25 protein-coding genes are annotated in these 23,781 nt (G+C 39.2%); 3 read left to right on the top strand and 22 right to left on the bottom strand.

The features are described 5' to 3' along the window. The first annotated feature begins 44 nt into the window (after positions 1–44). A complete protein-coding gene (locus tag DFR56_RS12910) occupies positions 45–677 on the top strand; it encodes a DJ-1/PfpI family protein (RefSeq protein ID WP_158525635.1) in 633 nt (210 codons plus the stop codon). Between the two features lie 174 nt (positions 678–851). On the opposite strand, the gene DFR56_RS12905 is transcribed toward DFR56_RS12910, so the two are convergent. The 14 genes from DFR56_RS12905 to DFR56_RS12840 all read right to left on the bottom strand — a co-directional run bounded on the left by DFR56_RS12905 (position 852) and on the right by DFR56_RS12840 (position 14,065). Continuing rightward, positions 852–1,628: an enoyl-CoA hydratase-related protein gene (locus tag DFR56_RS12905; RefSeq protein ID WP_110395868.1), complete on the bottom strand. Its 777-nt coding sequence runs from the start codon at positions 1,626–1,628 to the stop codon at positions 852–854. Between the two features lie 104 nt (positions 1,629–1,732). Continuing rightward, positions 1,733–2,941: an acetyl-CoA C-acyltransferase gene (locus DFR56_RS12900; protein ID WP_110395867.1), complete on the bottom strand. Its 1,209-nt coding sequence runs from the start codon at positions 2,939–2,941 to the stop codon at positions 1,733–1,735. Between the two features lie 3 nt (positions 2,942–2,944). Further along, a complete protein-coding gene (locus DFR56_RS12895; protein WP_110395966.1) occupies positions 2,945–3,808 on the bottom strand; it encodes a 3-hydroxyacyl-CoA dehydrogenase in 864 nt (287 codons plus the stop codon). Positions 3,809–4,076: 268 nt separating this feature from the next. Beyond that, on the bottom strand, positions 4,077–5,555 hold the full coding sequence (locus DFR56_RS12890; RefSeq protein WP_110395965.1) for an aldehyde dehydrogenase family protein: 1,479 nt from the start codon (positions 5,553–5,555) through the stop codon (positions 4,077–4,079). A 554-nt stretch (positions 5,556–6,109) separates the two neighbouring features. Then, entirely contained in the window at positions 6,110–6,889 is a 780-nt protein-coding gene (locus DFR56_RS12885) for an enoyl-CoA hydratase/isomerase family protein (RefSeq protein ID WP_110395866.1), read from the bottom strand. Between the two features lie 78 nt (positions 6,890–6,967). Continuing rightward, entirely contained in the window at positions 6,968–7,744 is a 777-nt protein-coding gene (locus DFR56_RS12880) for an enoyl-CoA hydratase/isomerase family protein (RefSeq protein WP_110395865.1), read from the bottom strand. Then, the gene (locus tag DFR56_RS12875) at positions 7,737–8,042 is read right to left on the bottom strand and encodes an EthD family reductase (RefSeq protein WP_110395864.1); all 306 of its coding nucleotides are present in this window, start codon (positions 8,040–8,042) and stop codon (positions 7,737–7,739) included. The genes DFR56_RS12880 and DFR56_RS12875 overlap by 8 nt, the downstream gene beginning before the upstream one ends. Positions 8,043–8,392: 350 nt before the next feature. Continuing rightward, the gene (gene paaD / locus DFR56_RS12870) at positions 8,393–8,902 is read right to left on the bottom strand and encodes a 1,2-phenylacetyl-CoA epoxidase subunit PaaD (protein WP_110395863.1); all 510 of its coding nucleotides are present in this window, start codon (positions 8,900–8,902) and stop codon (positions 8,393–8,395) included. A 70-nt stretch (positions 8,903–8,972) separates the two neighbouring features. Further along, positions 8,973–9,791: a 1,2-phenylacetyl-CoA epoxidase subunit PaaC gene (gene paaC / locus DFR56_RS12865; RefSeq protein WP_110395862.1), complete on the bottom strand. Its 819-nt coding sequence runs from the start codon at positions 9,789–9,791 to the stop codon at positions 8,973–8,975. Next, positions 9,788–10,153, bottom strand: coding sequence for a 1,2-phenylacetyl-CoA epoxidase subunit PaaB (gene paaB / locus DFR56_RS12860; RefSeq protein WP_377724100.1), 366 nt, complete (start codon positions 10,151–10,153; stop codon positions 9,788–9,790). The genes paaC and paaB overlap by 4 nt, the downstream gene beginning before the upstream one ends. A gap of 199 nt (positions 10,154–10,352) precedes the next feature. Then, entirely contained in the window at positions 10,353–11,336 is a 984-nt protein-coding gene (gene paaA / locus DFR56_RS12855; RefSeq protein ID WP_110395860.1) for a 1,2-phenylacetyl-CoA epoxidase subunit PaaA, read from the bottom strand. A gap of 302 nt (positions 11,337–11,638) precedes the next feature. Beyond that, positions 11,639–12,061: a PaaI family thioesterase gene (locus tag DFR56_RS12850; RefSeq protein ID WP_110395859.1), complete on the bottom strand. Its 423-nt coding sequence runs from the start codon at positions 12,059–12,061 to the stop codon at positions 11,639–11,641. A gap of 230 nt (positions 12,062–12,291) precedes the next feature. After that, the gene (locus DFR56_RS12845) at positions 12,292–13,086 is read right to left on the bottom strand and encodes an ABC transporter ATP-binding protein (protein ID WP_110395858.1); all 795 of its coding nucleotides are present in this window, start codon (positions 13,084–13,086) and stop codon (positions 12,292–12,294) included. Beyond that, entirely contained in the window at positions 13,079–14,065 is a 987-nt protein-coding gene (locus tag DFR56_RS12840) for an ABC transporter permease (RefSeq protein ID WP_110395857.1), read from the bottom strand. Before DFR56_RS12840 ends, DFR56_RS12845 begins: the two co-directional genes overlap by 8 nt. A 403-nt stretch (positions 14,066–14,468) precedes the next feature. On the opposite strand from DFR56_RS12840, the gene paaX reads away from it, so the two are divergent. Beyond that, entirely contained in the window at positions 14,469–15,311 is an 843-nt protein-coding gene (paaX, locus tag DFR56_RS12835) for a phenylacetic acid degradation operon negative regulatory protein PaaX (protein WP_110395856.1), read from the top strand. A 44-nt stretch (positions 15,312–15,355) separates the two neighbouring features. On the opposite strand, the gene DFR56_RS12830 is transcribed toward paaX, so the two are convergent. Continuing rightward, positions 15,356–16,348 carry an NAD(P)/FAD-dependent oxidoreductase gene (locus DFR56_RS12830; RefSeq protein ID WP_110395855.1) on the bottom strand — a complete coding sequence of 331 codons (993 nt, stop codon included), beginning with the start codon at positions 16,346–16,348 and terminating at the stop codon, positions 15,356–15,358. Positions 16,349–16,352: 4 nt separating this feature from the next. Further along, positions 16,353–16,616, bottom strand: a complete 264-nt coding sequence (locus tag DFR56_RS12825) for a ferredoxin (protein ID WP_110395854.1) — start codon at positions 16,614–16,616, stop codon at positions 16,353–16,355. A 584-nt stretch (positions 16,617–17,200) separates the two neighbouring features. On the opposite strand from DFR56_RS12825, the gene DFR56_RS12820 reads away from it, so the two are divergent. Next, positions 17,201–18,178 carry an NAD(P)H-dependent flavin oxidoreductase gene (locus DFR56_RS12820; protein ID WP_110395853.1) on the top strand — a complete coding sequence of 326 codons (978 nt, stop codon included), beginning with the start codon at positions 17,201–17,203 and terminating at the stop codon, positions 18,176–18,178. A gap of 309 nt (positions 18,179–18,487) precedes the next feature. Here DFR56_RS12820 and DFR56_RS12815 read toward each other — a convergent pair whose 3' ends face one another. Genes DFR56_RS12815 through rbsK form a run of 6 tightly spaced genes read right to left on the bottom strand, consistent with a single transcriptional unit; the run spans position 18,488 to position 23,779 of the window. After that, positions 18,488–19,237 (bottom strand): glutamine amidotransferase, encoded by a 750-nt coding sequence (locus DFR56_RS12815; RefSeq protein WP_110395852.1) that lies wholly within the window; start codon positions 19,235–19,237, stop codon positions 18,488–18,490. A gap of 47 nt (positions 19,238–19,284) precedes the next feature. Next, on the bottom strand, positions 19,285–20,112 hold the full coding sequence (locus DFR56_RS12810) for an N-acyl homoserine lactonase family protein (protein WP_158525634.1): 828 nt from the start codon (positions 20,110–20,112) through the stop codon (positions 19,285–19,287). 43 nt (positions 20,113–20,155) lie between these two features. Further along, a complete protein-coding gene (locus tag DFR56_RS12805; RefSeq protein ID WP_110395850.1) occupies positions 20,156–21,283 on the bottom strand; it encodes an ABC transporter substrate-binding protein in 1,128 nt (375 codons plus the stop codon). A gap of 26 nt (positions 21,284–21,309) precedes the next feature. Next, the gene (locus DFR56_RS12800; RefSeq protein ID WP_110395849.1) at positions 21,310–22,080 is read right to left on the bottom strand and encodes an ABC transporter permease; all 771 of its coding nucleotides are present in this window, start codon (positions 22,078–22,080) and stop codon (positions 21,310–21,312) included. After that, complete coding sequence (locus tag DFR56_RS12795; RefSeq protein ID WP_244916509.1) at positions 22,077–22,859, bottom strand: ABC transporter ATP-binding protein; 783 nt, start codon at positions 22,857–22,859, stop codon at positions 22,077–22,079. Before DFR56_RS12795 ends, DFR56_RS12800 begins: the two co-directional genes overlap by 4 nt. Further along, the gene (rbsK, locus tag DFR56_RS12790) at positions 22,856–23,779 is read right to left on the bottom strand and encodes a ribokinase (protein ID WP_110395848.1); all 924 of its coding nucleotides are present in this window, start codon (positions 23,777–23,779) and stop codon (positions 22,856–22,858) included. The genes DFR56_RS12795 and rbsK overlap by 4 nt, the downstream gene beginning before the upstream one ends. Positions 23,780–23,781 lie beyond the last annotated feature (2 nt).

Below are 23,781 nucleotides of genomic sequence, written 5' to 3'. Positions count from 1 at the left end.
CGTTTAAAATGGTTATGATCGGTTTCAATAGAGGAGATAATAGAATGAAAAGAAGAAAGGTTGGAATGTTTCTTTTTGATTTTGTCGATTTACTAGATGTTTCAGGCCCTCCTGAAGTGTTATCATTAACGGCCAATAATAAAGCAGAACAGGCATTTACCCTTTACAAAAAGCAGTTATTACCTACACGACCGTTTGAGGTAGTAACGATTTCAGAATCGGGAAAGCAAATTATCACCCACTCGGGGATAAAAATAGAACCCGATTTTTGTATAGATCGCTGTCCTAAATTAGATATTTTAATCATTCCGGGCGGGCCATTAAGAGGAATACAATCTATCCTGAAAAATAAAAGAATGATAGATTGGATTAAAAAGCACCGTCATATTGAATATGTTTGCTCGGTCTGTACGGGGGCAATTATATTAGGAGAAACAGGATTACTAGATGAAAAAAAGGCAACAACTCATCACTTAGCATTAAAAATGTTTCAAAAAAATTACCCGCCTATCCATGTAGTAACAGATCGCAAAGTTGTCCATGATGGAAATCTGATTACTTCTGGTGGAGTTTCATCGGGAATTAACATGGCACTATATGTTGTGGAACAAATAATGGGAAAAACTGCCGCTGAACGGACTGCTAAAACAATTGAATTTGATTCGTTTTTATACTAAAAAGAGGCTCCCGATATCGTTTTAAAATTTAATTGTTATTCGTTTAAATGGTAAAAATAAAAACGCATGTAATCAAGAGGTGGTTACCCCCGAAAGATAGACATTTTCACTCTAACTCCCGGGGGTCGGTACCATTGAATTTCATGCGTTCTTTCATTTCCATACTAGATTAGTTTATCGTCCCTTAAATTTCGGTACTCTTTTTTCAGCAAATGCTGCTAACGCCTCAACACGATCTTCTGTCGGAATCGTTATTTCATATGCTTTCGCTTCAATTTGGAGTCCTGTTTGGAGATCAACATTCATTCCTTGTGTTATGGCATACTTTGCTTGCCGAACCGCAACTGGTCCATTTTTCATCATCCGATCCGCCAACCTCCGACATGTCGCCATTACTTCCTCACGTCCTACAACATCTAGTACGATTCCCAGTTCTTTCGCCTCTTCCGCCGTTATTTTTTTAGAAGTGAAAATGAGTTCTTTTGCACGCATTTCTCCGATTAAGCGTGGCAAGCGCTGGGTGCCGCCCGCACCTGGAATGATGCCCCAACTCGTTTCAGTTAAACCTAACTGGCAATCCGTACTTGCAATACTCAAGTCACATGCTAACATGAGCTCAAAACCGCCGCCAAAAGCATATCCGTTCACAGCGGCAATCGTTGGTTGTGGAAGTGAAGCGATTCCGTTAAATACATCTCCAATCAATTTTACATTTCTCTTTACTTCATTTGGCTTTAACGTTTTTCTTTCTTTCAAGTCTGCTCCCGCACTAAATGCTTTCTCGCCTGCCCCCGTGAAAATGACGACATTTATTTCTGCATCAAGATGAATTTCCTCTGTCACTTTTTGCAGTGCACATAATGCATCGTAATTAAACGTATTTAGCGCTCGTTCCCGATTGATCGTTACGTAACAAATGCCGTTTTCTTTTTTTGTTAAAATGGTAGACATAAGTCGCTACTCCTTTTTATGCTCTTTATGAAAAAATTCTAGGGAAATTTCCAAAAATCTTTTCCCCGTATTGCGTTTATTTCAGTAACAAAAATATTACAAATCTATAGCTCATCCACATTTTCCACAATTGTCGCAATCCCTTGCCCGACACCGATACACATCGTCGCAAGGCCGAATTTTGATCTACGTCTTTTCATTTCATAAATGAGTGAGGTCAAAATTTTTGCCCCGCTAGCGCCTAGAGGATGCCCAAATGCAATTGCTCCACCATTCACATTTACTTTTTCAGAATCAAGCTCGAGTTGACGAATACATTCGATCGCCTGTGAAGCAAATGCTTCATTTAATTCAATCAGATCAATGTCCTCCATCTTCAATTCTGTCCGCTGGATCGCTTTTCGTGTCGCATAAATAGGTCCTAACCCCATAATATTTGGCTCAAGACCTGATACAGCACTTACTACATATTTTGCCAATGGCTTCACACGCAATTCCCGTGCTTTATCTGTACTCATTAGCAGCAACGCACATGCCCCATCATTTATGCCAGAAGCATTTCCAGCTGTCACTGTCCCACCTGGAAAAATTGGCCGTAAGTTGTTTAATTTTTCTAAACTTGTTTCTGGTCTAGGATGCTCATCTTTATCGACTGAAATTGTATTTCCTTTTCGGTCTGTGTAAGACACTGGTACAAGTTCTTCCGCAAATGTATTTGCATCGAGTGCACGTTTTGCCCGTTGCTGACTTGTGTAGGCAAATTTATCCTGCTCCAGTCGAGAAATACCAAATTGCTCTGCCACATTTTCAGCTGTTTCAGGCATGGAATCTGTCCCGTACATTTCTTTTAATCGTTCATTCGTAAAACGCCAACCGATCGTCGTATCGAATAATTTCCTATTACCACGTGCATATGCCATGTCAGGTTTTGCCATCACATACGGTGCCCGCGTCATACTTTCCGTTCCCCCAGCGATATAAATATCACCTTCACCAGCGATAATGCCGCGCGCCGCATATGTAACCGCGTCAAGTCCTGAGCCACATAACCGATTTATCGTCGTCCCCCCAACATTTAGCGGTAATCCAGAAAGTAAGGCTGCCATACGCGCTACATTACGATTATCTTCACCCGCTTGATTTGCATTTCCTAACACTACATCTTCTATTTCTGTTGCTGGCACGTTTGGATTTCTTTCAAGAAGTGACTTAATCGTCACTGCAGCTAAATCATCTGGTCGGACATCTTTTAAAGCCCCATTATATCTGCCAAACGGCGTTCGCACCGCATCTACAATCACAACTTCTCGCATTTTTCATTCACCCTTTTTCGTGTAGTCGTATACTCCTTTTCCCGTTTTTCTGCCAAGTCTACCTGCTTTCACATATTGCTCCAATAAGGGCGCAGGACGGAATTTATCCCCCAATGTTTCATGTAAATAGCGCAAATTATTTAAGCGCGCATCTAAGCCAACGAGATCCCCGAGTTCGAAGGGACCCATAGGAAAATTGAGGCCGAGTTTGATCGCCTTATCAATATCTTCTGCTGATGCCACCCCTTCCTGTAACATATGAAATGCCTCATTGCCAACTAATGCACTAATTCTACTCGTTACAAAACCAGGAAATTCATTTACTTCAACTGTCTCTTTCCCCATTTTTTCCGCAACTTGCTGTACTTTCTTGACCGTTTCATCGCTCGTTTCTAGTCCGCGCACAATTTCCACAAGTTGCATGACATGAACTGGATTAAAAAAATGCATCACTGAAAATTGTTCAGGGCGGTTCGTGTAAGAAGCAAGTTCCGTCGGGCTAATAGTCGACGTATTTGAAGTGAAAATCGTATGCTTCGGTGCATATTTTTCCGCTTCGTTCATAATAGTTTGTTTGAGGTCCCGTTTTTCAGGTACTGCTTCAATGAAAAAGTCTGCCTTCTCAACCGCCTTTTTAAAATCAGTCGATGTGTGCAAATGAATGAATAAATTTTCAATTTGCGCTTCCGAAACCTTCCCTCGCTCAATCCCCTTTTCGCCAATCCGCCTCATATTTTGTCTCGCATCATTCAACTGACTTTTAGAAATATCAACCAATGTCGTTTGAAAGCCAGCAAGGGCGGAGACATACGCAATCCCTCGCCCCATCACACCAGCTCCCACAACTGTAATATTTGATATCGTCATGGTGTTGTCTCCTTTTCTTTTTAAAAATAAATGAAACTTTATTGCCGAAAAAATCACGCATCGTAATCCAGTCGCAGAAATTGCTTCTTCCATTGTGGAAGTTGTTACTCCCTGTGTGGTGGATGCTACTCCAGTGCGGAAATTTCTACTCCAGTGCGGAAATTTCTACTCCAGTGCGGAAATTTCTACTCCAGTGCGGAAATTTCTACTCCAGTGCGGAAATTTCTACTCCAGTGCGGAAATTTGCGCGGTAGACGCGCAAATTCCCTTATACGCCAAATGGATTGATTGGTTTTGATCCGTAATAGGATAGTACACTTTTATCTTCCATATATAAATCGAGTGACTCGACTGCCAACTCACGCCCAATTCCAGACTCTTTATATCCACCAAACGGTGTCCCGGGAAATGCGGAGAATGGACTATTCACCATGACAACTCCAGCTTCAAGTTGATGGGCTACACGTGTTGCTCGCCCTTGATCTGTCGTCCAAATTGCTGATGCTAAACCATATTTTGAATCATTTGCACGAGCGATTACTTCTTTTTCATTTGAAAATTTCTCCACTACAACAACAGGTCCGAAAATTTCTTCGCGAACTGCTTTCATTTCAGATGTCACATCAACAATAACTGTCGGCTCATACCAATAGCCATTTTCAAATCCTTCGATTTCTGCTTCTTTTCCACCAGTAAGAATGGTTGCTCCATCTTCTACCGCCGATTGCACATAACCATCGATTATTTCTAATTGTTCACGGCTAATAATCGACCCGACATGTGTCGCTTTATCAAATGGATCACCTAAATTGAGTTTTTTCGTTTTCTCCACAAATTTTTCCAAAAACTCATCATATATCGATTCATGAATAAACATCCGAGAACGTGCTTCACAAGACTGACCAGTATTAAAATAAATTCCGAATAATGATCCTGCAACAGCCCCATCGATATCCGCATCTTCAAAAACAATGTTCGGTGATTTTCCGCCGAGTTCAAGCGTGATCCGTTTTAGTGTGCGAGAAGCTTTTTCCATAATATCTTTTCCTGTTGGAGTGGAACCAGTAAAGGCAACTTTATTTACCTCTTCATGATTCACCAAATAATCACCTATGACAGCGCCCGAACCAGGAACTGTATTCACAACTCCTTCAGGCACACCTGCTTCATGACAAATTTCATTGATCAAAATTGCTGTAATCGGCGTCAGACTTGCGGGCTTTACGATAACCGAACAGCCTGCTGCAATCGCAGGTGCAATTTTCCACGCCGCCATCATCACTGGGTAATTCCACGGGATAATTTGCGCACACACCCCGACAGGCTCTTTATGCGTATAGTTGAAAAATCCATATGGCATATTATTCACAGTTCCACGATGACCGACAATCGCACCAGCATAAAATTCAAAATCCTCAATCGCCTGATTGATTTGCCCAATTGCCGCTCCTGCTGATTTTCCACTATTTAAAACTTCCATTTCGACTAGTTCTTTAAAACGGTCACGCATTATTTCAGCTATTTTGTTCATTACACGTGCTCGTCTACCCACCGGCCATCTGCGCCATTTTCCATGATCAAACGCATTTCTTGCTGCTTGAATCGCTTTTTCCGTATCCTCCGTATTTGCTTTGGCAACGGTAGCTAATTTTTCTCCTTTGGCCGGATTGTATGTATCAGAAAATTCACCAGATACACTTTCAGCCCGCTCTCCATTAATAATCATCGAATAATGTGCTCGTTTCATCGTTCCTACTTCTGTAATCGGTTCATTAATTGCAGTCTCTTTCACTTTTAATTCTCCCTTCCATTTTTAAGAATCTACTACTTTTAACTTACTTGTTCGAAGTACAGAAAATTCCTATCTAATAAAGCTGAATTTATTCATATAATGCCAAGTGCAATACCATAATGCGGGCTTCTTGCCTAAAAATGATGGCCCTATAAACATAATGCCGACTTTTCACACGAGAATGATAGCTCCATAAACATAATGACGACTTTTCACCTAATAATGATGGTCCCATAAACATAATGCCGACTTCTCAACTAAGAATGGTGACTCCAAACTCATAATGACGACTTTTCACACAAAAATGATGACTCCATAAGCGTAATGCCGACTTCCCACCCAAGAATGATGGCTTCATAAACATAATGCGGGCTTCTCAACCAAGAATGATGACTCCATTAACATAATGCGGACTTCTCACCTGAGAATGTTTACTTCTCTAGCCAAGAATGTGGAGCTTTTTCTCATTTTGTTCAGTGATACAGCGATCATCCTGCTTACAAACAATGTCACTTCCCTACAAATTTCGGTTTCCGTTTTTCTCGGAAAGCTTGTAGTCCTTCTTGATGATCTTCCGTTAATCCTGCTATGCGCTGGGCTTGTGCCTCCTGTTCAAGCGCCTCCTCAAATGGCAAATGCATACTATCCATCATATAGCGTTTTACTAATGAAAAAGCTTTCGTCGGCATCCCCGCAATTTTTCCGGCAAATGCAGCCACAGCATCATCCCATTCATTAAACTCGACTAGTTCTGTCGCTAAACCAAATTCAAAAGCTTCTTTCCCTGAAATTGGCCTTCCAAGCGTGGCAATTTCTAGTGCTTTCGCATATCCGACTAGACGTGGCAAAACATAGATAAATCCTGAATCAGGAATAAGCCCTATCTCCATAAATGCGCTCACAAATTTGGTTTTATGATGGACTAGGCGAAAATCACAAAGAAGTGCTAAACTCATGCCCGCCCCCGCTGCAACGCCATTCACGGCTGCAATTGTCGGCTTGCTCACAACTCGCAACGCTTTTACCATTGGGTGATAACGTTCTCTTAAAAACGTTGCATGGTTCGTATGTTCATCGACATTTCCAATATCCTCCCCAGCGCAAAATGCTCGCCCAGCACCTGTGATCACGATACAACGGACATCGCTGTCGCGATCTGCATCTGTCACCGCAACGATTATTTCCTTATTCATCAACGGTGTAAATGCATTAAAGGAATCAGGTCGATGTAATGTAAGCGTAGCGACACCAGCCTTTTTTTCATACAACACTGTTTCAAATTTTTCCATTGTTTATTCTCCTTACATAAAAGGTGAACGTTATCCGAGCAATTGCCACATCTCCCAAAATTACCATACACTTACAACTTACTCTCCCTTAAAATGGGCTGCTCGTTTTTCTATAAACGCTTGCATTCCTTCTTTTTGGTCGGCTGAATCAAAGGTAAGATAAAAGTTTTTCCTTTCCAAGGTGAGACCATCCTGGAGTGGTAAATCTTCTGCTTTCCCTACCGCTTCTTTTATTAATCGGACGGCAATCGGGGCTTGGTCTGCCAATTTTCCCGCGAGCCGCATTGTTTCTTCCTCTATTATTTCGGGAGCAACGACCCAGTTAATCACACCAAGTTCAAGCGCAACTTCTGCACTAATATGTTCGCCGAGCCAAATCAGTTCAAGCGCTTTTCGCTTTCCAATTGATCGGGTTAAAAGCTGTGTACCACCAGCACCCGGCATGACCCCGAGATTTACTTCTGGAAAACCGAACTGCGCATTTTCTGCAGCAATGATTAAATCACAGTGCAGCGCAAGTTCAAATCCGCCACCAAGTGCAAAACCTGATACCGAAGCGATGACTGGTTTGTTCACAGACATAAATCTGTCCCAAATTGCGAACGGGTCAGCAAGTTCAAATGATAAAGGCGATTCTTTCATCATCTCTTCAATATCAGCACCTGCTGCAAAAGCCCGTTCATTTCCTTGCAAAACAATCACACGAATGCGAGGATCGTTATCAAAAGCTTCCATTTGGCTGGCGATTTCTTCAATCATTTTTCGGTTTAAGGCATTTAATCTTTTCGGTCGATTTAATTCAATTACACCGATTGTTCCTTCCGCTTCCGTACGAACGTTAATAAACTTACCCATCGACTTCTTCACCGATCATCAGTGTAACGAGATCACCTGCAAATTGCATAACATCCTTTCCAGAAGCTTTACCTTCGTCTGTTCGCATTGCTGTCTGCAGTGCGTCCATATCGTCGTACACCATTTCACATAACAAATAAAATTCACTTTTTCCCATTGGTGATCCAACAATTTTTGTCACATTCATTTCACGAAGTCCAGGAATTTTTTCCGTTAGTGGGGCATGCACATTAAAATAATGCTCATCAAACTTTTCCTTATCCTGTGGTTGCTTGTATAACGCAATTACTTTTGCCATTTTTCATTTCTCTCCTTTTATTAAAAAATTTTATGCAGATGAATCAATTTCATCATTCAATATAGCGATTCAAAAACCGAACTATATTGCTTGAGCAAAAGGCTTTCACTCCAGGTGGTCGCTTTCCGCGGGCGGCTGATAAGCCTCCTGCCCTGGCAAGGGGTATGCAGACGTTGCCCGCAAAGGGCGGTTTTAGTCTGTAATCTTTCGATATTGCGGGGTCTTATCTAGGCCTCTTCTCCCGCAGGAGTCGACCACCTGTCGTTCCAGCCAAAACTTTATAGGATGTAAAAACGAACGATAACAATATACTTTTGTTTGCTGTTCGGTTTTATTCTAGAAGTAGTCTATTATGAAATTAACTCAGATGTATCTTTTAATACAGGTTTCATCGCTTCAAATGGATTCCGACAATCTAAACAGTAGAGAATGCTTCTACAAGCTGTCGGTCCAAATACATTTTCCATCGACGTATAATTTGATTCACAATATGGGCAAGCCACTGTCCATTCCGTACCGATTGTGTAATTTTCAGGAGGTGGGGAAATACCGAGCTTTTTCAACTGAATTTTTCCCTGTTCTGTAATATCATCCGTCGTCCACTGTTGTTCAAAAGAAAATGTCACCTCACAACGCTCTACCCAAGGAAGTGTTTCCACTGCAAGCTTTACATCTCTTTCAATAAAATCGAGGGCTGGACATCCTGCAAAAGTGGGCACCATCGTTACATAAACATCTTTTTCTGAAATGAGAATCGAGTGCACCATGCCAAGATCATAAACACTTACATTCGTAAGTTCCGGATCATCGACTGTTTTCAACACGTCTAAAATCTCTTCCTCTTGTTTCACCTGTGTCATCGATCCCCCTCCTCTCCTGTTGATGTAATAAGTTTTATACACCCAACCCTACCAGCTCCTCCCATTCACATCACCATACCGCTTGCTCATCTATTTGGTACACTTCTGTAAAAATGTTGATCGCTTGTTGTAAATCTTCCCCATGCATTCCCTCTCTACCATTTCCTAGTGACTTTTTTGGAATCGTGGCATATTTTGCAGGGAGCGTCTTTTTCACTTCTTCTAACCAGTACTGTTTGAACGTTTCTTCCTCGATTAAAATACCAAACTTCGCAATATCAGATGCTTTCGGCCCAAGACTTAACGCATCACCAAACTCTTCCCATGCCTCATCAAGGCGAGATAGCAGTTTCTCTTTCGCTTCATCAGTCGCACCAAGCAACTGTTCCATCCACAATTTCCAATGTGCAAGATGGTAAGTTTGTTCCATTATTATTTTCGTTGCCATATTTGCGAGTGGTTGATACGTGCTTTTCATGGCTGCCTGTAATTTTACTCGTTTCATTGTTTCATAGAGAAAATTCCTTACGACCGCAAGTGCCCAATCATAGTCGGGCTCTTCGATATAATGCCCATCTCCATTCATTTTTTCGAGATAAACAGAACTACGTCGCTCATCGACTTTTCGTGCATGGGCTAATGCATCTGCATCCCCTTCACCTAGTTCTTCAAGCAGCTGGAAAAACATCGTCGCATGCCCCATCGTATTTTGAGTGATGGAAGAAAAAGCAACATCTTCTTCAATAAACGGAGCCAATCCTAGCCATTCAGAACCACGAAACGAAATAATGAAATCATCATCCGCAAACTGATAAAGTAACTCGGCTAGTGCCTCGGCATATGCTCGATTTTGTTTTGCTACTTCGGCCGTTTCCATTGATTTGTTCATCCTTTTCTCCCCTCACTCCACGACATAATTTCCTTTTCATCTAACATCTTTAATTTTTCTTCTTTTTCGCGCCACAGTTTTCGTAAATAGCCGTACCCTTTCGTATTGCGATAATCTTTATTATCAAGCCGTTTCGTCAATACTTGTTTTTCTTCACCTGTAAGCGCCCGAATATCTTCTCGTGCAACGACCCATATATCGATCGCATCTTCCCGTCTCATAAAATTTTCCTGTGCCATCATTAATGCCATTTCCTTATTGGGCGCAAGCAAACTGAACTGATGTTGAAGGGGAAGTTTATTACTTTTTTTACTAAACACTTCATATTCTTTATAAAAGTTTTTTTCATTTGCTCCCGACATTTTCATCTACTCCTTTCTCGCAAACTATATCCCATTACGCCTCGGTGTAATGGCGTCCAGATTTTCTCGAGCCTACTCGGAAATTTCTTTTAAAAATCTGGTGCTATCCGCCGAAGTCTTTAACTTGATTCAGTTGGGGTTTGAACCCCCACTAAATGAAAAGGATAAACTAGAAATCGAGGACTTCTGCTGAAGCAAGTTAAACGACCGCTTCCTCTTCGGCTAATGCGCGCCTTACCCACCTACTATTTTCATGAGCAATCTCTCTTAATCTAAGTCTTGCTTTTGACCTCGGACCATGATTATTAATAATTTGTTTAAAGTCATCCCAATTCGGTTGTGCATATGTCCATTCTTTCGTGTCTTCATTAAATGTGAGCGTCTTATCTGGAATCTCGAGTCCAAGCGCCTTGACACGCGGAATATATTTATCAAAAAATGCTTGGCGTAATTCTTCATTCGTATTGATGCGAATTTTATATTTAATCATAATATCTTGGCGCGAAGAACCGGTAACTTTCGGGCTCGGCGGTCCAAAAAACATAATTAACGAATCCCACCAACGACTAAATGCTTCTTGTAACATTTCTCTTTGTTTTTTCGTCCCGTTCGCAAGTGCCATCACAAGTGCCTCTCCATGTTGAGCATGAAAAACTTCTTCCGCACAAATTCGTTGTAATGCTCGCTGATACGGCCCATAGGAAGCATTTAGCATATTCGTCTGCGTAATAATTGCCGCCCCATCAACTAGCCAAGCAATAATTGCCGCATCTGCCCATGACTTTGTTTTCATATGAAAAACATTATGAAACTTAATTTTTCCTGTTAATAAATCTTCCATCACTTCTTTTCTCGTCGTTCCAAATGGTTTTTGTAAGTCTTCTGCAACACGAAGAAGTAACTGGCCATGCCCCATCTCATCTTGCACTTTCGCCATAATAGCAAGCTTCCGTTTTAAAGATGGTGCTTTCGGTGTCCACTCCTTCTCCGGAAGCGCTCCCATTATTTCGCTAACCCCGTGCATCGATATTAACCGGATGAGCGCAGTCCGATAATCATCAGGCATCCAATCATTTGCCTCCACTTTTTCACCATTGTTTATTCGTTGCATAAAATGTTCGTATTTTTCTTCATCAGTTGAAACGTTTTGAATGGAGTCTGCACCTTCTATATAATGATACATTACACTTTCCTCCCACTACGTTTTATTAACGTCATACTATCATTAGGTAATTCTTTAGTCAAGATGTATTTTTTGATGGACAAAAAGGATAAAACTTTCTTACTACCTAAATGCAACTTTCGTTCTCGTTCCTTTAAGCTTAGCGATAAACTAGGTTTTCTTATTTGATAAGTCCTACCATTAAAATTAGGATGAACTTTGCTGTGCCGTCGTCTGCCAAACACTTATTTACGAGAATCCTAATAATTAGTATGCCAATTTCAATCCTCTTCACTTCAGAACGCTTATCCGTCTGGATAAACTCATTGTTTAATAATCAGTACAGAAGAAACACAATTTGCTACAAGCTTATTCTGTTGCTTCACTTCCGCGGTTAAATAGGAAATTCTTTTCCCACGTCTTTCCACTTTCGCCGTAATTTCAACTTCTCCCTCTGTCGTCGGTCGATGAAAAGTCGTATCAAGATCAATCGAAGCAAACCCTTCCTCATCCGTTAACTGAGAAGCGATCGCATATGCCATCATAATATCAACCGCAGCCGAAACAAATCCTCCCATCACAATGCCGTGCCCATTGATAAACTTATGATCGACCACCCAAACTCCATGCGCCACCCCATCAGCCGCTTCCGTGACCATCACTTGCATCGTTTCATCACATGGTGGTGGATTTTTCATTTGGTTAGCAACCTTTTGTAAATCTGTTATCGTGTAAATTTCTTTCATCTGTTTGCCTCCTTTATGATTTTTCAAGCAAAAAAGTTTTGAAATGATCCAGTCTAAAAATTAGCGCCTTCGCTTGCTGGATTCTGCGCCCATTGCGGAAAATGATCCATCTAGTGCGGAAATTTACTGACCCACTGCGGCATTTGATCGCCCTACTGCGGAAATTCTGCGATCAAGTGCGGTAATTTTGCTCCCTATTGCGGGATTTTTCCACCAAGTGCGAAAATCCGCTACCCTAAAACCGCCTGATCACTTGCTAGTTGCCTACCGCGAATACGCTGAAACTCTTCTAGTAAATGTTCAATTGTCAGCTTGCTCTTTTCCTTGCCACTTACATCAAAAATAATCTGACCTGCATCCATCATAATGAGCCTGTCACCCATGTCGAGCGCTTGCTGCATATTATGTGTCACCATCAATGTTGTCAGGTCAAACTTTGCGACAATTTCGGATGTTAATTCGGTGATTAACTCTGCCCGTGCTGGATCCAGTGCTGCCGTATGCTCATCTAGTAATAAAATATTTGGTTCTGTAAATGTGGCCATCAATAACGAAAGTGCTTGCCTTTCTCCACCTGAGAGCAGCCCAACTTTTGCGGTCAGTCGATTTTCAAGTCCAAGATTTAAAGTTTTTAAATAATCTCGAAAGGAATCTCGGCGTTTTTTAGTGACACCAAGCTTTAATTTTCTCGACTTATTACGTGAAAAAGCGATCGCTAAATTTTCTTCAATTGTCATTGATGGTGCTGTTCCTGCCATCGGATCTTGGAAAACGCGCCCAATAAAAGCAGAGCGACGAAACTCCGGCAAATGATCGACTCGCTTGCCAGCAATTAAAATGTCACCAAGATCAGAAAGGAGGTTTCCTGAAATAACATTCATTAACGTCGATTTGCCTGCCCCATTTCCACCAATTACCGTTACAAATTCACCTTTTTTCAATCCTAAATTAATATGTTGCAATGCCCGCTTTTCATCAGGAGTTCCTTCATTAAATGTAATGGAAATATGTTTTAAATTAAGCATTTTTCACATCCTCCATGTTGAGTGCTGCACGCTTTTGTTCGCGACGCTGTTTTTCCCGCTGAGCCTGCAATATTTTCGGTGCAACTAATGCTAAAATAACGAGTAAAGCGGTAATAAGCTTCATATCACCTGTCTCTAAAAATTCGACACGGAGGGCAAGCGTCACAACGATGCGATAAACGATCGCCCCTAAAATGACCGCGAGAGTTGCCCGAAAAATCGTTTTAATTCCGAATAAAGCTTCCCCGATAATAACAGAGGCAAGACCGATAATGATCATCCCAATACCCATTCCAACATCGGCAAAGCCACCGTGCTGTGCAATTAATGCGCCAGAAAATGCGACAAGTCCATTCGAAATGCCAATCCCAAAAATAATCAAAGTGTCCGTATTCGCGGAAAAACTCCGGATCATTCGCTTGTTATCACCCGTTGCTCGAAGCGCCAATCCGACCTCTGTTTTTAAGAAATAGTCAGCTAACATTTTAATAATGATAATAATAATGATCATGACAAACACGATGCCCCATGTTGGAGGAACTCGTTCAATTCCTACCATTGTAAGAAGATTATTTAACAAATGATCAAATCCAATTTTCTCCCAAAACGAGATGAACTGTGTTTTTAATGTCGATTCATTTAATAATGAAATTTGTGGAGATCCCATAATCCGTAAATTAATTGAATAGAGTGCAATCATCATTAAAATTCCTGATAATAACGCATTAATTTTTCCTTTTGTATGAAGAATACCTGTTATACACCCCGCGAAAAAACCTGCCGTTGCACCTAAAATAGTTGCGAGAACAGGTGACAATCCATTCATAATCGAAATAGCTGCAACTGCCGCTCCTGTTACAAAACTTCCATCAACCGTTAAGTCCGGGAAATCGAGCACTCTAAAAGATAAATATACACCGAGAGCCATAATCGCATAAATTGCTCCTGATTCTACTGCACCAAATAATGATAAAAACATGTCATCCTCCATCCCATCACATATTTTCAATGAAGTAAACGCTTACAATAATATAGGATTGTATGAATCATTCACCTCATTGCAACACTTATATGACATTAAAATAAATTACGTTACTATTACGTTATGTAAATTATATATATAATCATATATTGTGTCAATATCATTTTTATAACTAAATAAGGGAAAATCTATTGTAGAGATTTGTTTACCAGTTTACAGAAAAATATCGTATAACGAAATATGTGTATGACGATGAGAAAATGGTATATAAAGTTGACTTTATGTTATAATAGTGAAAATTGCATCATCAAGGTTATTAAATCATCATTATAAATACGGTTAGAAAACTTGGCTTATCGTCAAGCCTTAGCTACACGTATGCAATAAGAAAGGATTAGCGATGGATAAAAATTTTAGCACACGCTCCATGATTTTTACGATTTATGGAGATTATATTCGACATTACGGAAATGTTATTTGGATAGGAAGTTTAATTAAATTATTAGAGGCATTTGGCCATAACGAGCAAGCAGTCCGAGCAGCTGTTTCACGTATGAGCAAACAAGGATGGCTAAAGTCAGAAAAAAGAGGAAACAAAAGCTATTACTTCCTTACCGAACAAGGGGTAGCTCGTATGAAGGAAGCCTCGAAAAGAATTTATAAAGAGCCTACCCCACCTTGGGAAGGTAAATGGTGGATTCTCGTTTATACCATTCCTGAGGAAAAAAGACATTTACGAGATAAATTAAGGGAAGAGTTAGTTTGGAGTGGTTTTGGCCTTTTATCAAACAGTTGCTGGATAACACCTAACGATTTAGAAGATGAAATGACGCGAATGATAAAAAAATACGAAATTGAAGATTATGTCAGCTATTTCCAAGCCACATATAAAGGTATGCAAACAAATGAGGAATTAGTCAAAAAATGTTGGGATCTTGATGAAATTAATGAACGATATGCGCAATTTATTGAACAATACAGCCAGAAATATGTGATCGATAAAAGTAAAATAAATAAGAATGAAATCAGTGATAGCAGCTGTTTTGTTAAAAGTGCTTGGCTTGTCCATCAATATCGCAAATTTTTATTTATTGATCCGAGTTTACCTGATGAGCTTTTACCAGAAAAATGGCTTGGTGATTCTGCAACATCATTATTTAAAGATTATAATAATATTTTATCGAAACCAGCGAAACGTTTTTTTGAGTCGATCTTTGAACTTGGTGAGCTAATTGAACAATAAAAAAACTTGACTACATTGTCAAGTTTTTTTGTTTTGGCGAGCCATTAATTCGATACTTTCTCAAATAAGTGAGTGCTATGAACATTGACCCGTGCCTTCGGATCAAGCATCAACTTCGCTTGATTGACAGCAATGGTTGCTTCTCCAAACCCAGTTGCAATTAGTTTCGGCTTTCCTTTATACGTGCAAATATCTCCTGCTGCATAAATTCCCGCAATAGTCGTTTCCATCTGTTGATTGACACGCAGAGAATTACGTTCAATCTCTAAACCCCATTCTTTTAAAGGGCCTAAATCTGTGATAAATCCATAACTGACAATAATTTGATCGACATTTATAAATGCCTTTTCTTCTTCGCGAACCTTTTGAATTAAGACTTGCTCCAATCGTTCACCATTCCCGATTAGTTTTTTTATTTCAAAGGGAGTGACCACATGCACTGTCGAGTTTTTAAGTTCCGTTATGCTTGATTCATGGGCACGAAATTGGTGACGACGATGTACTAATGTCACCTCTTCGGCAACTGGTTCAAGTGTTAAAGACCAATCTACTGCAGAATCACCCCCACCACAAACGAGCACGCGCTTGTTTTGGAATTCAGCGACATTTTTAATAAAGTAATGGATGTTTTTTCGATGCGTTTGTACATTTTCCACTTCTAATGGACGTGGTTCAAATGCCCCTGCACCAGCTGTAATAATAATGGCTCTTGTATAATACACGTCTTTCGAAGTCACGATAACAAAAACCCCATCTTCTTGTTGCTTCACATCTAAAACTGCTTCACCTAATGTTATTTTTGGTGAAAACGTGAGTGCTTGCAGATGAAGTTGTTTCACTAAATCTTGCGCTTTAATTTTTGGAAATCCAGCAATGTCATAGATGTTTTTTTCCGGATAAAGAGCTGCCAATTGCCCACCAACACTTGGCATGCTATCAATGAGATGGACAGAGGCTTCTCTCATTCCTGCATAAAAAGTAGTAAACAAGCCAACAGGACCCGCACCGATTATGGTTATGTCTGTTATTTCTTTCATCCATTTAAGCCCCCTGTTCAAAAGCTTCTTTTAAAGGATCTCCATTAAACGGCTCATTCGAAACTTTAATCGATCCTGTTGGACATTCATCATGCGCATCTTCCAAATCAAATAAAACATCCTCGTCAACTGGGATATTCCCAACGTTATCATCCCCAATAAAATAGGATAATCCCGCATCATCATAGGCAAAAATATCCGGCGCAATTGCCCCACAACTTCCGCATGAAATACATGTATCTTGATTTACAATTGTATATTTACACACCACTTTCACTCCTTGAAATTTTATATAACGTAATTATAACGTAACCTTATTTTTATGTTATACTAATAATACAGAAATACATTTCGTGTGTCAATATCGTTTTAGCAACACTAACTAAATCAATTTCATCATTCAATATGTCAGTTAAAAATCCGAATACCGAAGATTAATTAATGGTTTCAACTCTAGATGAATGTTTTTAGCGACCGGCCGCTAAGCCTTCGTCATGCTAAAGCGCTCCTATTCTTACATGGGCCTGACGCACAATGTTTATTTCGACGAGTAATCGCAGTCGTAAAGGCGGTCCCAAATGTTTCCGATGGGATGAGCATTCAGCGCAGTCCTGGGACGTGACCGTTTTTAGCCGACCAGAAAAGTCGACCACTTAGAGTGAAAGCCTTAGCTGTTCGAATAGGAAGATTCTTCAATATCTCATGTTCAGATTTATCCTTTTAATTAGCTATCTATGAAAATAACTCAATTTATAAACATAGAAGGATAACAGTTTTCGGGAGAATGCTTAAAGAAACCCTTACAAAAAGGGTAATTTTTTAAAAGTAATTTATAAAAGGAGCGAATAGGAAATGAGCCATCACTTTTGCAACATGTTACAAATCAACTATCCGATTATTCAAGGTGGGATGGGAAATATAAGTAATGCCCCACTAACGGCGGCTGTATCAGAAGCGGGGGGGCTTGGCACCATCGGATGTGGTACAATGAAGCCAGATGAGGTGCAACAAATTATTGTGGAAACAAAAAAACGTACGAAAAAACCTTTTGCTGTCAATATAGCGATCAATGTCTCTCCATATACGAAAGAATTAATCGAGCTTGTCATCGAACAAAAAATACCAGTTGTCTCCCTATCAGCAGGAAACCCAGCTCCAATTATTCCATTATTAAAGAAAAATAACATCAAAGTTCTTGCTATCGTCGCTGCAGTTAAACATGCCGAGAAAGCAGAGTCTGCAGGTGCAGATGCCGTTGTTGCCGAAGGGTTTGAAGCAGCAGGAATTAATTCAAATCTTGAACTTACGACAATGACATTAATTCCCCAAATCGTAAAAAATGTATCGATCCCTGTTATTGCTGCTGGTGGAATTGGTGACGGTAAAGGGCTTGCCGCTGCTTTCATGCTTGGTGCTTCCGGTGTTCAAATGGGTACACGGTTTATCGCAACGAAAGAAGCACCTTTTCATGATCTTTATAAGCAAAAAGTTATCGGAGCGAGCGATACAGAAACAATGATTATTGGAAGATCAGTCGATCAGACAAGACGTGTATTACAAGGTCCATATGTCGAAACAATTCACACGAGAGAAAAATCAGGCATTTCAGTAGAGGAATATAACGAGATGACAACAGAAGCTCAACATACAAAAGGTGCTTTAGAAGGCAATCTAACAACAGGATTTATGAATGGTGGTCAAGTTTCTGGATTAATTGAAGATATGCCAACCGTTTCTGATTTAATGGAAAAAATGATGACAGATGCAAAAAAACAAATCCAAAAAGTGAATGAGCAGCTAATATTACCAATCAATAACATACAAAAATAATGAAGATGATTTGATAGGATGAGATAAATTACTTCAACGGTTTTGACTCCAAAAAATAAATTAATGAGCAAAACGGATTACATCTTTTAGTGTCCAGAAGCTTGATAATTGTTCAAAATTTCATATGCTCTAATTCACACATCGTTTCCAGACACTTAAAAAATACTTATAAAAGTACTAAAATAAATACTTTTTCATTATTAAAAGAGGTCCAGCAAATGAATCTACAAGACCTCTTCGAAAAATCATTTTTATTGCGACGAGTAACGTAATCGCAGGGACGTGCTAGTCTCCTCATTTAAGTACAATTTATTTTTTAGCAAGCCAAGTGACGATGCCATTCCATAAATTAGCGTAGCCGTCCCAATCTAAAAATTCCTTTGGCCCCCAATGCGGAGAACAATCCGATGCAAAAGCTGCTGTTCTCCCATCGCCATATTCATGAACAGCTAAGAAAGGATCATCTCCAGCTTTTACTAACACTTCAGCAGAGTCTTTTGCAATTAATTGATTATACCCTAGAAATGCGGGCCACTGTGATGGAACTCCTTTCAAAATAGGATGTCCCCCATTCATTTCTAACGGAATGATTCCTTCAGGTTTCTCCATACGATCATCATGTGGGTGCATATTCACTGGTAAACACTTTTCAATTGGCGTTCCATAGTATTTACCTAACGCTTCAATTCCTTGGAAGGTTAAATAACCACCAATCATCATAAATCCGCCACCTTGTTCTACATAATCATGTATCAATTGTAAACGGTTTGGCGCTACGACAGATTGATCAAAAGTTGTGCTTGACAATAACAATGAATTTGCCCCTACATCACTAATAATCACTACATCATATTTTTTAAGTTCTTCTAATGTTGTTGGAAACTGGTTTGGAACTACATGGCTAGGTAAATAATCAAATGCATGTCCTTCTTCTAAAAAAGCTTCTCGAATCCACTTAACACCTTCATCATATTCCGAAGTTGTAAAACTATCGAATCCTTTTACATGGATAATATGTTTCATCCATGATTCACCTGCAAATAATATTTTCAATGACATCTAAATCTCCCCATTCTCTCATTTCTCTTTTAACATCAATCAATTTTTTATCCTATAATTCCATTTGGATAATATTCAAAAAATTCATAATCATGGTTCGGAACGATGATATCCGAGTTTCCCTTAATATATTGGAAATTATTTACCCATTGTTGTACATTCCAAATTGGACCCATTGGCCATTCATGTCGAATATTCGAGTAATTATACAGAAAGTCCGATGCTAGACACACTTTCCCATCCATTGTGTTTGCCATAATAATCATTTGTCCAGGAGTGTGTCCACCCGCTTGTATTAATTCAATGTTTTTCGTCAATTTCATATTACCTTCAATCACTTTTAAACGATCACTAATCGCCGTAATTTTATGTTGCCATTCACGGTAATAAAAGTTAGTGAATTTTGGTGGACTGATTAAAAATGGAATTTCTTCCTTCTGCACAATAAATGTTGCATTTTTAAATAACTCGTTATTGCCAATATGGTCAAAGTGCAAATGCGTTAAGACAACAATATCAATATCATCAGGGGTCAACCCTTTAGCTGCTAATGCAGTTGTAATTTCCTGTTCTTTTGTTTTCGTTGCAATATAATCAATACCGTATTGATTTTGTAGCTCCATGATTTCTTCACAATCACCTAAACCTGTATCAATGAGGATGTTTTTGTCCTCACCTTCGATAAACCAAATAGGTACTGGCACCATTAAACCTGGTTCCACTGTCCCGTCTTCGTTGTATTTTCTCTCTTTATACCCGAATGGTACAAGTTCTTCTTTTGTTACTAATGGGTGTTTTTCAGGACTTCCAAATACACTCGTTGCATAACTACTTTCTAAAGCACCCGTTACTATATTATGAAGTCTGACAGTCATGTTATTTCCTCCTAATCTAGTTCCAGTCATTTATTCTACTTATTTAATAACCGCTTTCATCTGCACCATATTTGTCCATATATTTTTGTTGAAATTCTTCCCCTTTAAATGCAGAATATGGAACCTCTTTAGGAATTAATTTATCTACCTCAACAAAATATTTATTATCATTGTCCCAAGTTCTTTTCCAATACCCGAAACCTTTTTCATCAAGGATGTTTTCATTTACGAGCGCTGCATTTCCTGGGAAATCTTCAATTTCTGTAAAATATTTTTCAAATTGATCAACGGTCATTCCCGCACCTGTCTCAGAATTTATTTTATCTGTGATGATGTTACCAACTTCCTCCATGTTCTCCTCTGTGTAACGAATAACTTTAAACATGACATGCTGTAATTTTAGAAGTGCCTCTTCATTTTCTTTTGTGAATGAATCAGTTGAGATCCAACCATTTATTGGTACAGGAGCAAGATCAGGCCCAACTAACATCGTTGTATATCCTTCTTTTTCTAATCGTGTTCGTTGTGGAATACCACCAACATAAGCATCACCAGTTCCTGAAATAAACGCTGCCAATCCTTGGTCAGGGTCCATATCGATGACTTCAAAATCTTCCCTAGCAATTCCATTGTTTTCTGTCACTTCAATGACACTTTTACCCATATCGCTTCCCATTGTTGTAACAATCGTTTTTCCTTTAAGTTGTAGGGCTGTTTCTTTTACAGCGTCCTCATGAGACATTCCTTCAGCTTCAAAATCTTCTACAGTTTTAAATCCAACATCAGGACGCCCCATCATCGCTTGTCCTTCCGTAAAAATATTCCATGGATAAAGGAAAATCGCTTCTTCCATTTTATTATGTCCAGAAACAATACCAGTTGTATTGTAAACAGCAACATCAACAGAACCAGAAGCTAAAGCAGGCATGACTGCATTCCATGCAAGCATTTCAAATGAAACATCAAGTCCCTCTTCTTCAAACCATCCTTTCTCTTCTCCAATGATCGGAAGGAGTGTATCTTGAAAAGGAGAAACTCCAATCGTTATCTTCGTTAATTCTTCTTTTGATCCATTTCCTGCTTGTTCCTTTTTTTCTGAAGCTCCGCCACATGCAGACATCGCAAGTGCTATGATTAGTAGCAAACTCAAAACCTTACTTGTTCTCTTCATCTTTTCCACCTCTTCTTTTAGTAAAATTAATTAGGATTTTCGGTCCATTTTGTTGCTTTTGAACTAATTATTTTTAGCAATCTTTCTAATAAGAAAGCCTCTATTCCAATAATAATTGTCCCTAGAATAACTACCTCTGTATTTAATGTTCGACTTGCTTGCATAATAAGATAACCTACACCATATTTTGCCCCCATAAATTCAACTGCAACAGTTACAGCAAAAGATAATGCAATCCCAATTCTTGCTCCAGACATGATTTCTGGAATAATAGCTGGCAGTACTACAGTACGATATGTTTTTCCAGGTGTTGCACCTAATGTTTCGGAAGCTTGTAAATATACGGGTGGAACGTTTCCTGATGCAACAATCGTGTTAACAACCATAACCATAAAACACGCTAAAGCGCTTAAAAATATTTTGCCCGAATCTCCTACACCAAACCAAATTAATACGAGTGGAATGAGTGCGACTGGTGGAACTGGGCGTAATGCTTCAATAATCGGGTTTAAGATATGGAATGTCCATTTACTTTTAGCAAGGATAAGTCCAGTAATAACTCCAATTGCTGAACCAATAAACCAACTAACCACAACACGAATCAATGTCGCACCTGCATGGTAAAAGACACCTTCATTCATCATCGTAATCGCAGCCCAAACACCTTCTGGACTCGGAAAATATAGTGGTTTTATTAACCCAGTACCACTTGTTAGTATCTTCCAAAGAATCAACATTACGAGCAAAGAACCGATACTCACAAGCATCCACTTCGAACGATGGAAAAATTTATTCACTCTTGTTCAACTCCTTTAAATATTCCGTCTATTTGTTTACGAAGCCGCTGAAATTCGGGCTCCATTTTTAAAGATGGATCTCTATCCTTAGGAAACGGAATTTTTATATCGGAATGAATTTTTGCTGGTCGAGCTGTCATGACGATGACACGATCCCCCAGAAAAACAGCTTCTTCGATATCATGTGTAATAAAAATAATACTTTTGTTTTCCTCACGTGTTAAATCTAATAAGTCTTTTTGCATTACTTCTTTTGTCATTACGTCTAAAGGTCCAAACGGTTCATCCATTAGTAGTATTTCTGGTGAATTAATATAAGCTCTGGCAATATCCACCCTTTTTCTCATACCTCCAGACAATTCTTTCGGATATCGATCAGCAAATTCAGTGAGTTTTACTTTTTCCAAATAAAAATCAATTTTTGATTCCCATTCACTTCGCGGGAGACCTCTAACTTTCGGTCCATATTCAAGGTTCTTTCTTACAGTCAACCATGGAAATACCGAATCTTTTTGAAATACTACTGTTCTGTCAGGGCCAGGTTTGACCACCTTCTTTCCGTTGATGGACACTTCTCCACTAGAAGGCTGTAAAAAACCAGCAATCATATTTAATATTGTCGTTTTACCACATCCCGATGGACCTACAATACAAACTTTCTCCCCTTTATTTACAGTTAAATTAATATGTTGTAACACGGTAATTTTTCCTTTTGGTGTATCAAAATCTTTACATACATTATTTAGAAGAATAAGGTTTTCTGATGATAAGGTACTCACATAGATTCTTCCTTTCTTTGCATGAAGTTATTTACTTTGTCCACGTTTGGTATTGAGTTTTGAGCGCCTTCTATTGTGACAGAAATCGCAGCCGCTACAGAAGCATAATCCAAGCTTTTTTCAACTGAATGTCCTGACATATATTTTGCGATAAACGCTCCGATAAATGTATCTCCAGCGGCTGTCGTATCTACTACCGGTACTTGTAAAGCAGCAGTAGAATATACTTTTTGCTTATTGTTCATATAAAATGACCCTTTTTTTCCTAATGTAATAATTACTTCTTTCACACCACAGTCAATTAGGAATTGTACTGATCTTACTATATCTTCCTTTGTATCGCATTTATATTGTGTCATTTCAGTCGCTTCATGTTCGTTTAAAATTAATATATCAATCAGTGATAAATAATCTTTTGAAATGGCTAGAGCGGGTGCTGGGTTAAAAACTGTTTTTACTTGATGATGTTGCGCTTTTTCCAAAACAAATGCATTTGCTTCCCATGGAATTTCATTTTGTAATAATATGGCATCGAACCTATCATATGATACTCTGGATATATCTTCTTTTGTAATAAGTCCATTTGCTCCCTGGCTTAAAATAATATTATTTTCACCTGTTTGATCTATGGTGATGAGTGCCATTCCAGTAGTACTGTTTTTTTCTTTCACATGGGTAAGGTCAATACCATCATCTGATAAAATTCTCTTTATTTCGTTTCCAAAAAGGTCATTTCCAACTGCTCCTACCATACAAACGGAGGCTCCTAATCTTGCAGCGGCAACTGCTTGATTCGCACCCTTTCCCCCTGGAAAAAGAGATGTTTCCATTCCATGTATTGTTTCCCCAGGTAATGGATGTCGATTTACTTTTGTAACGATATCGATATTCATACTTCCCGCCACCAAAATCGTAGACATTT

The organism is Pseudogracilibacillus auburnensis (genome assembly GCF_003201975.1).
GTDB lineage: Bacteria > Bacillota > Bacilli > Bacillales > Amphibacillaceae > Pseudogracilibacillus > Pseudogracilibacillus auburnensis.
This window is presented reverse-complemented; position numbering and strand designations above follow the sequence as displayed.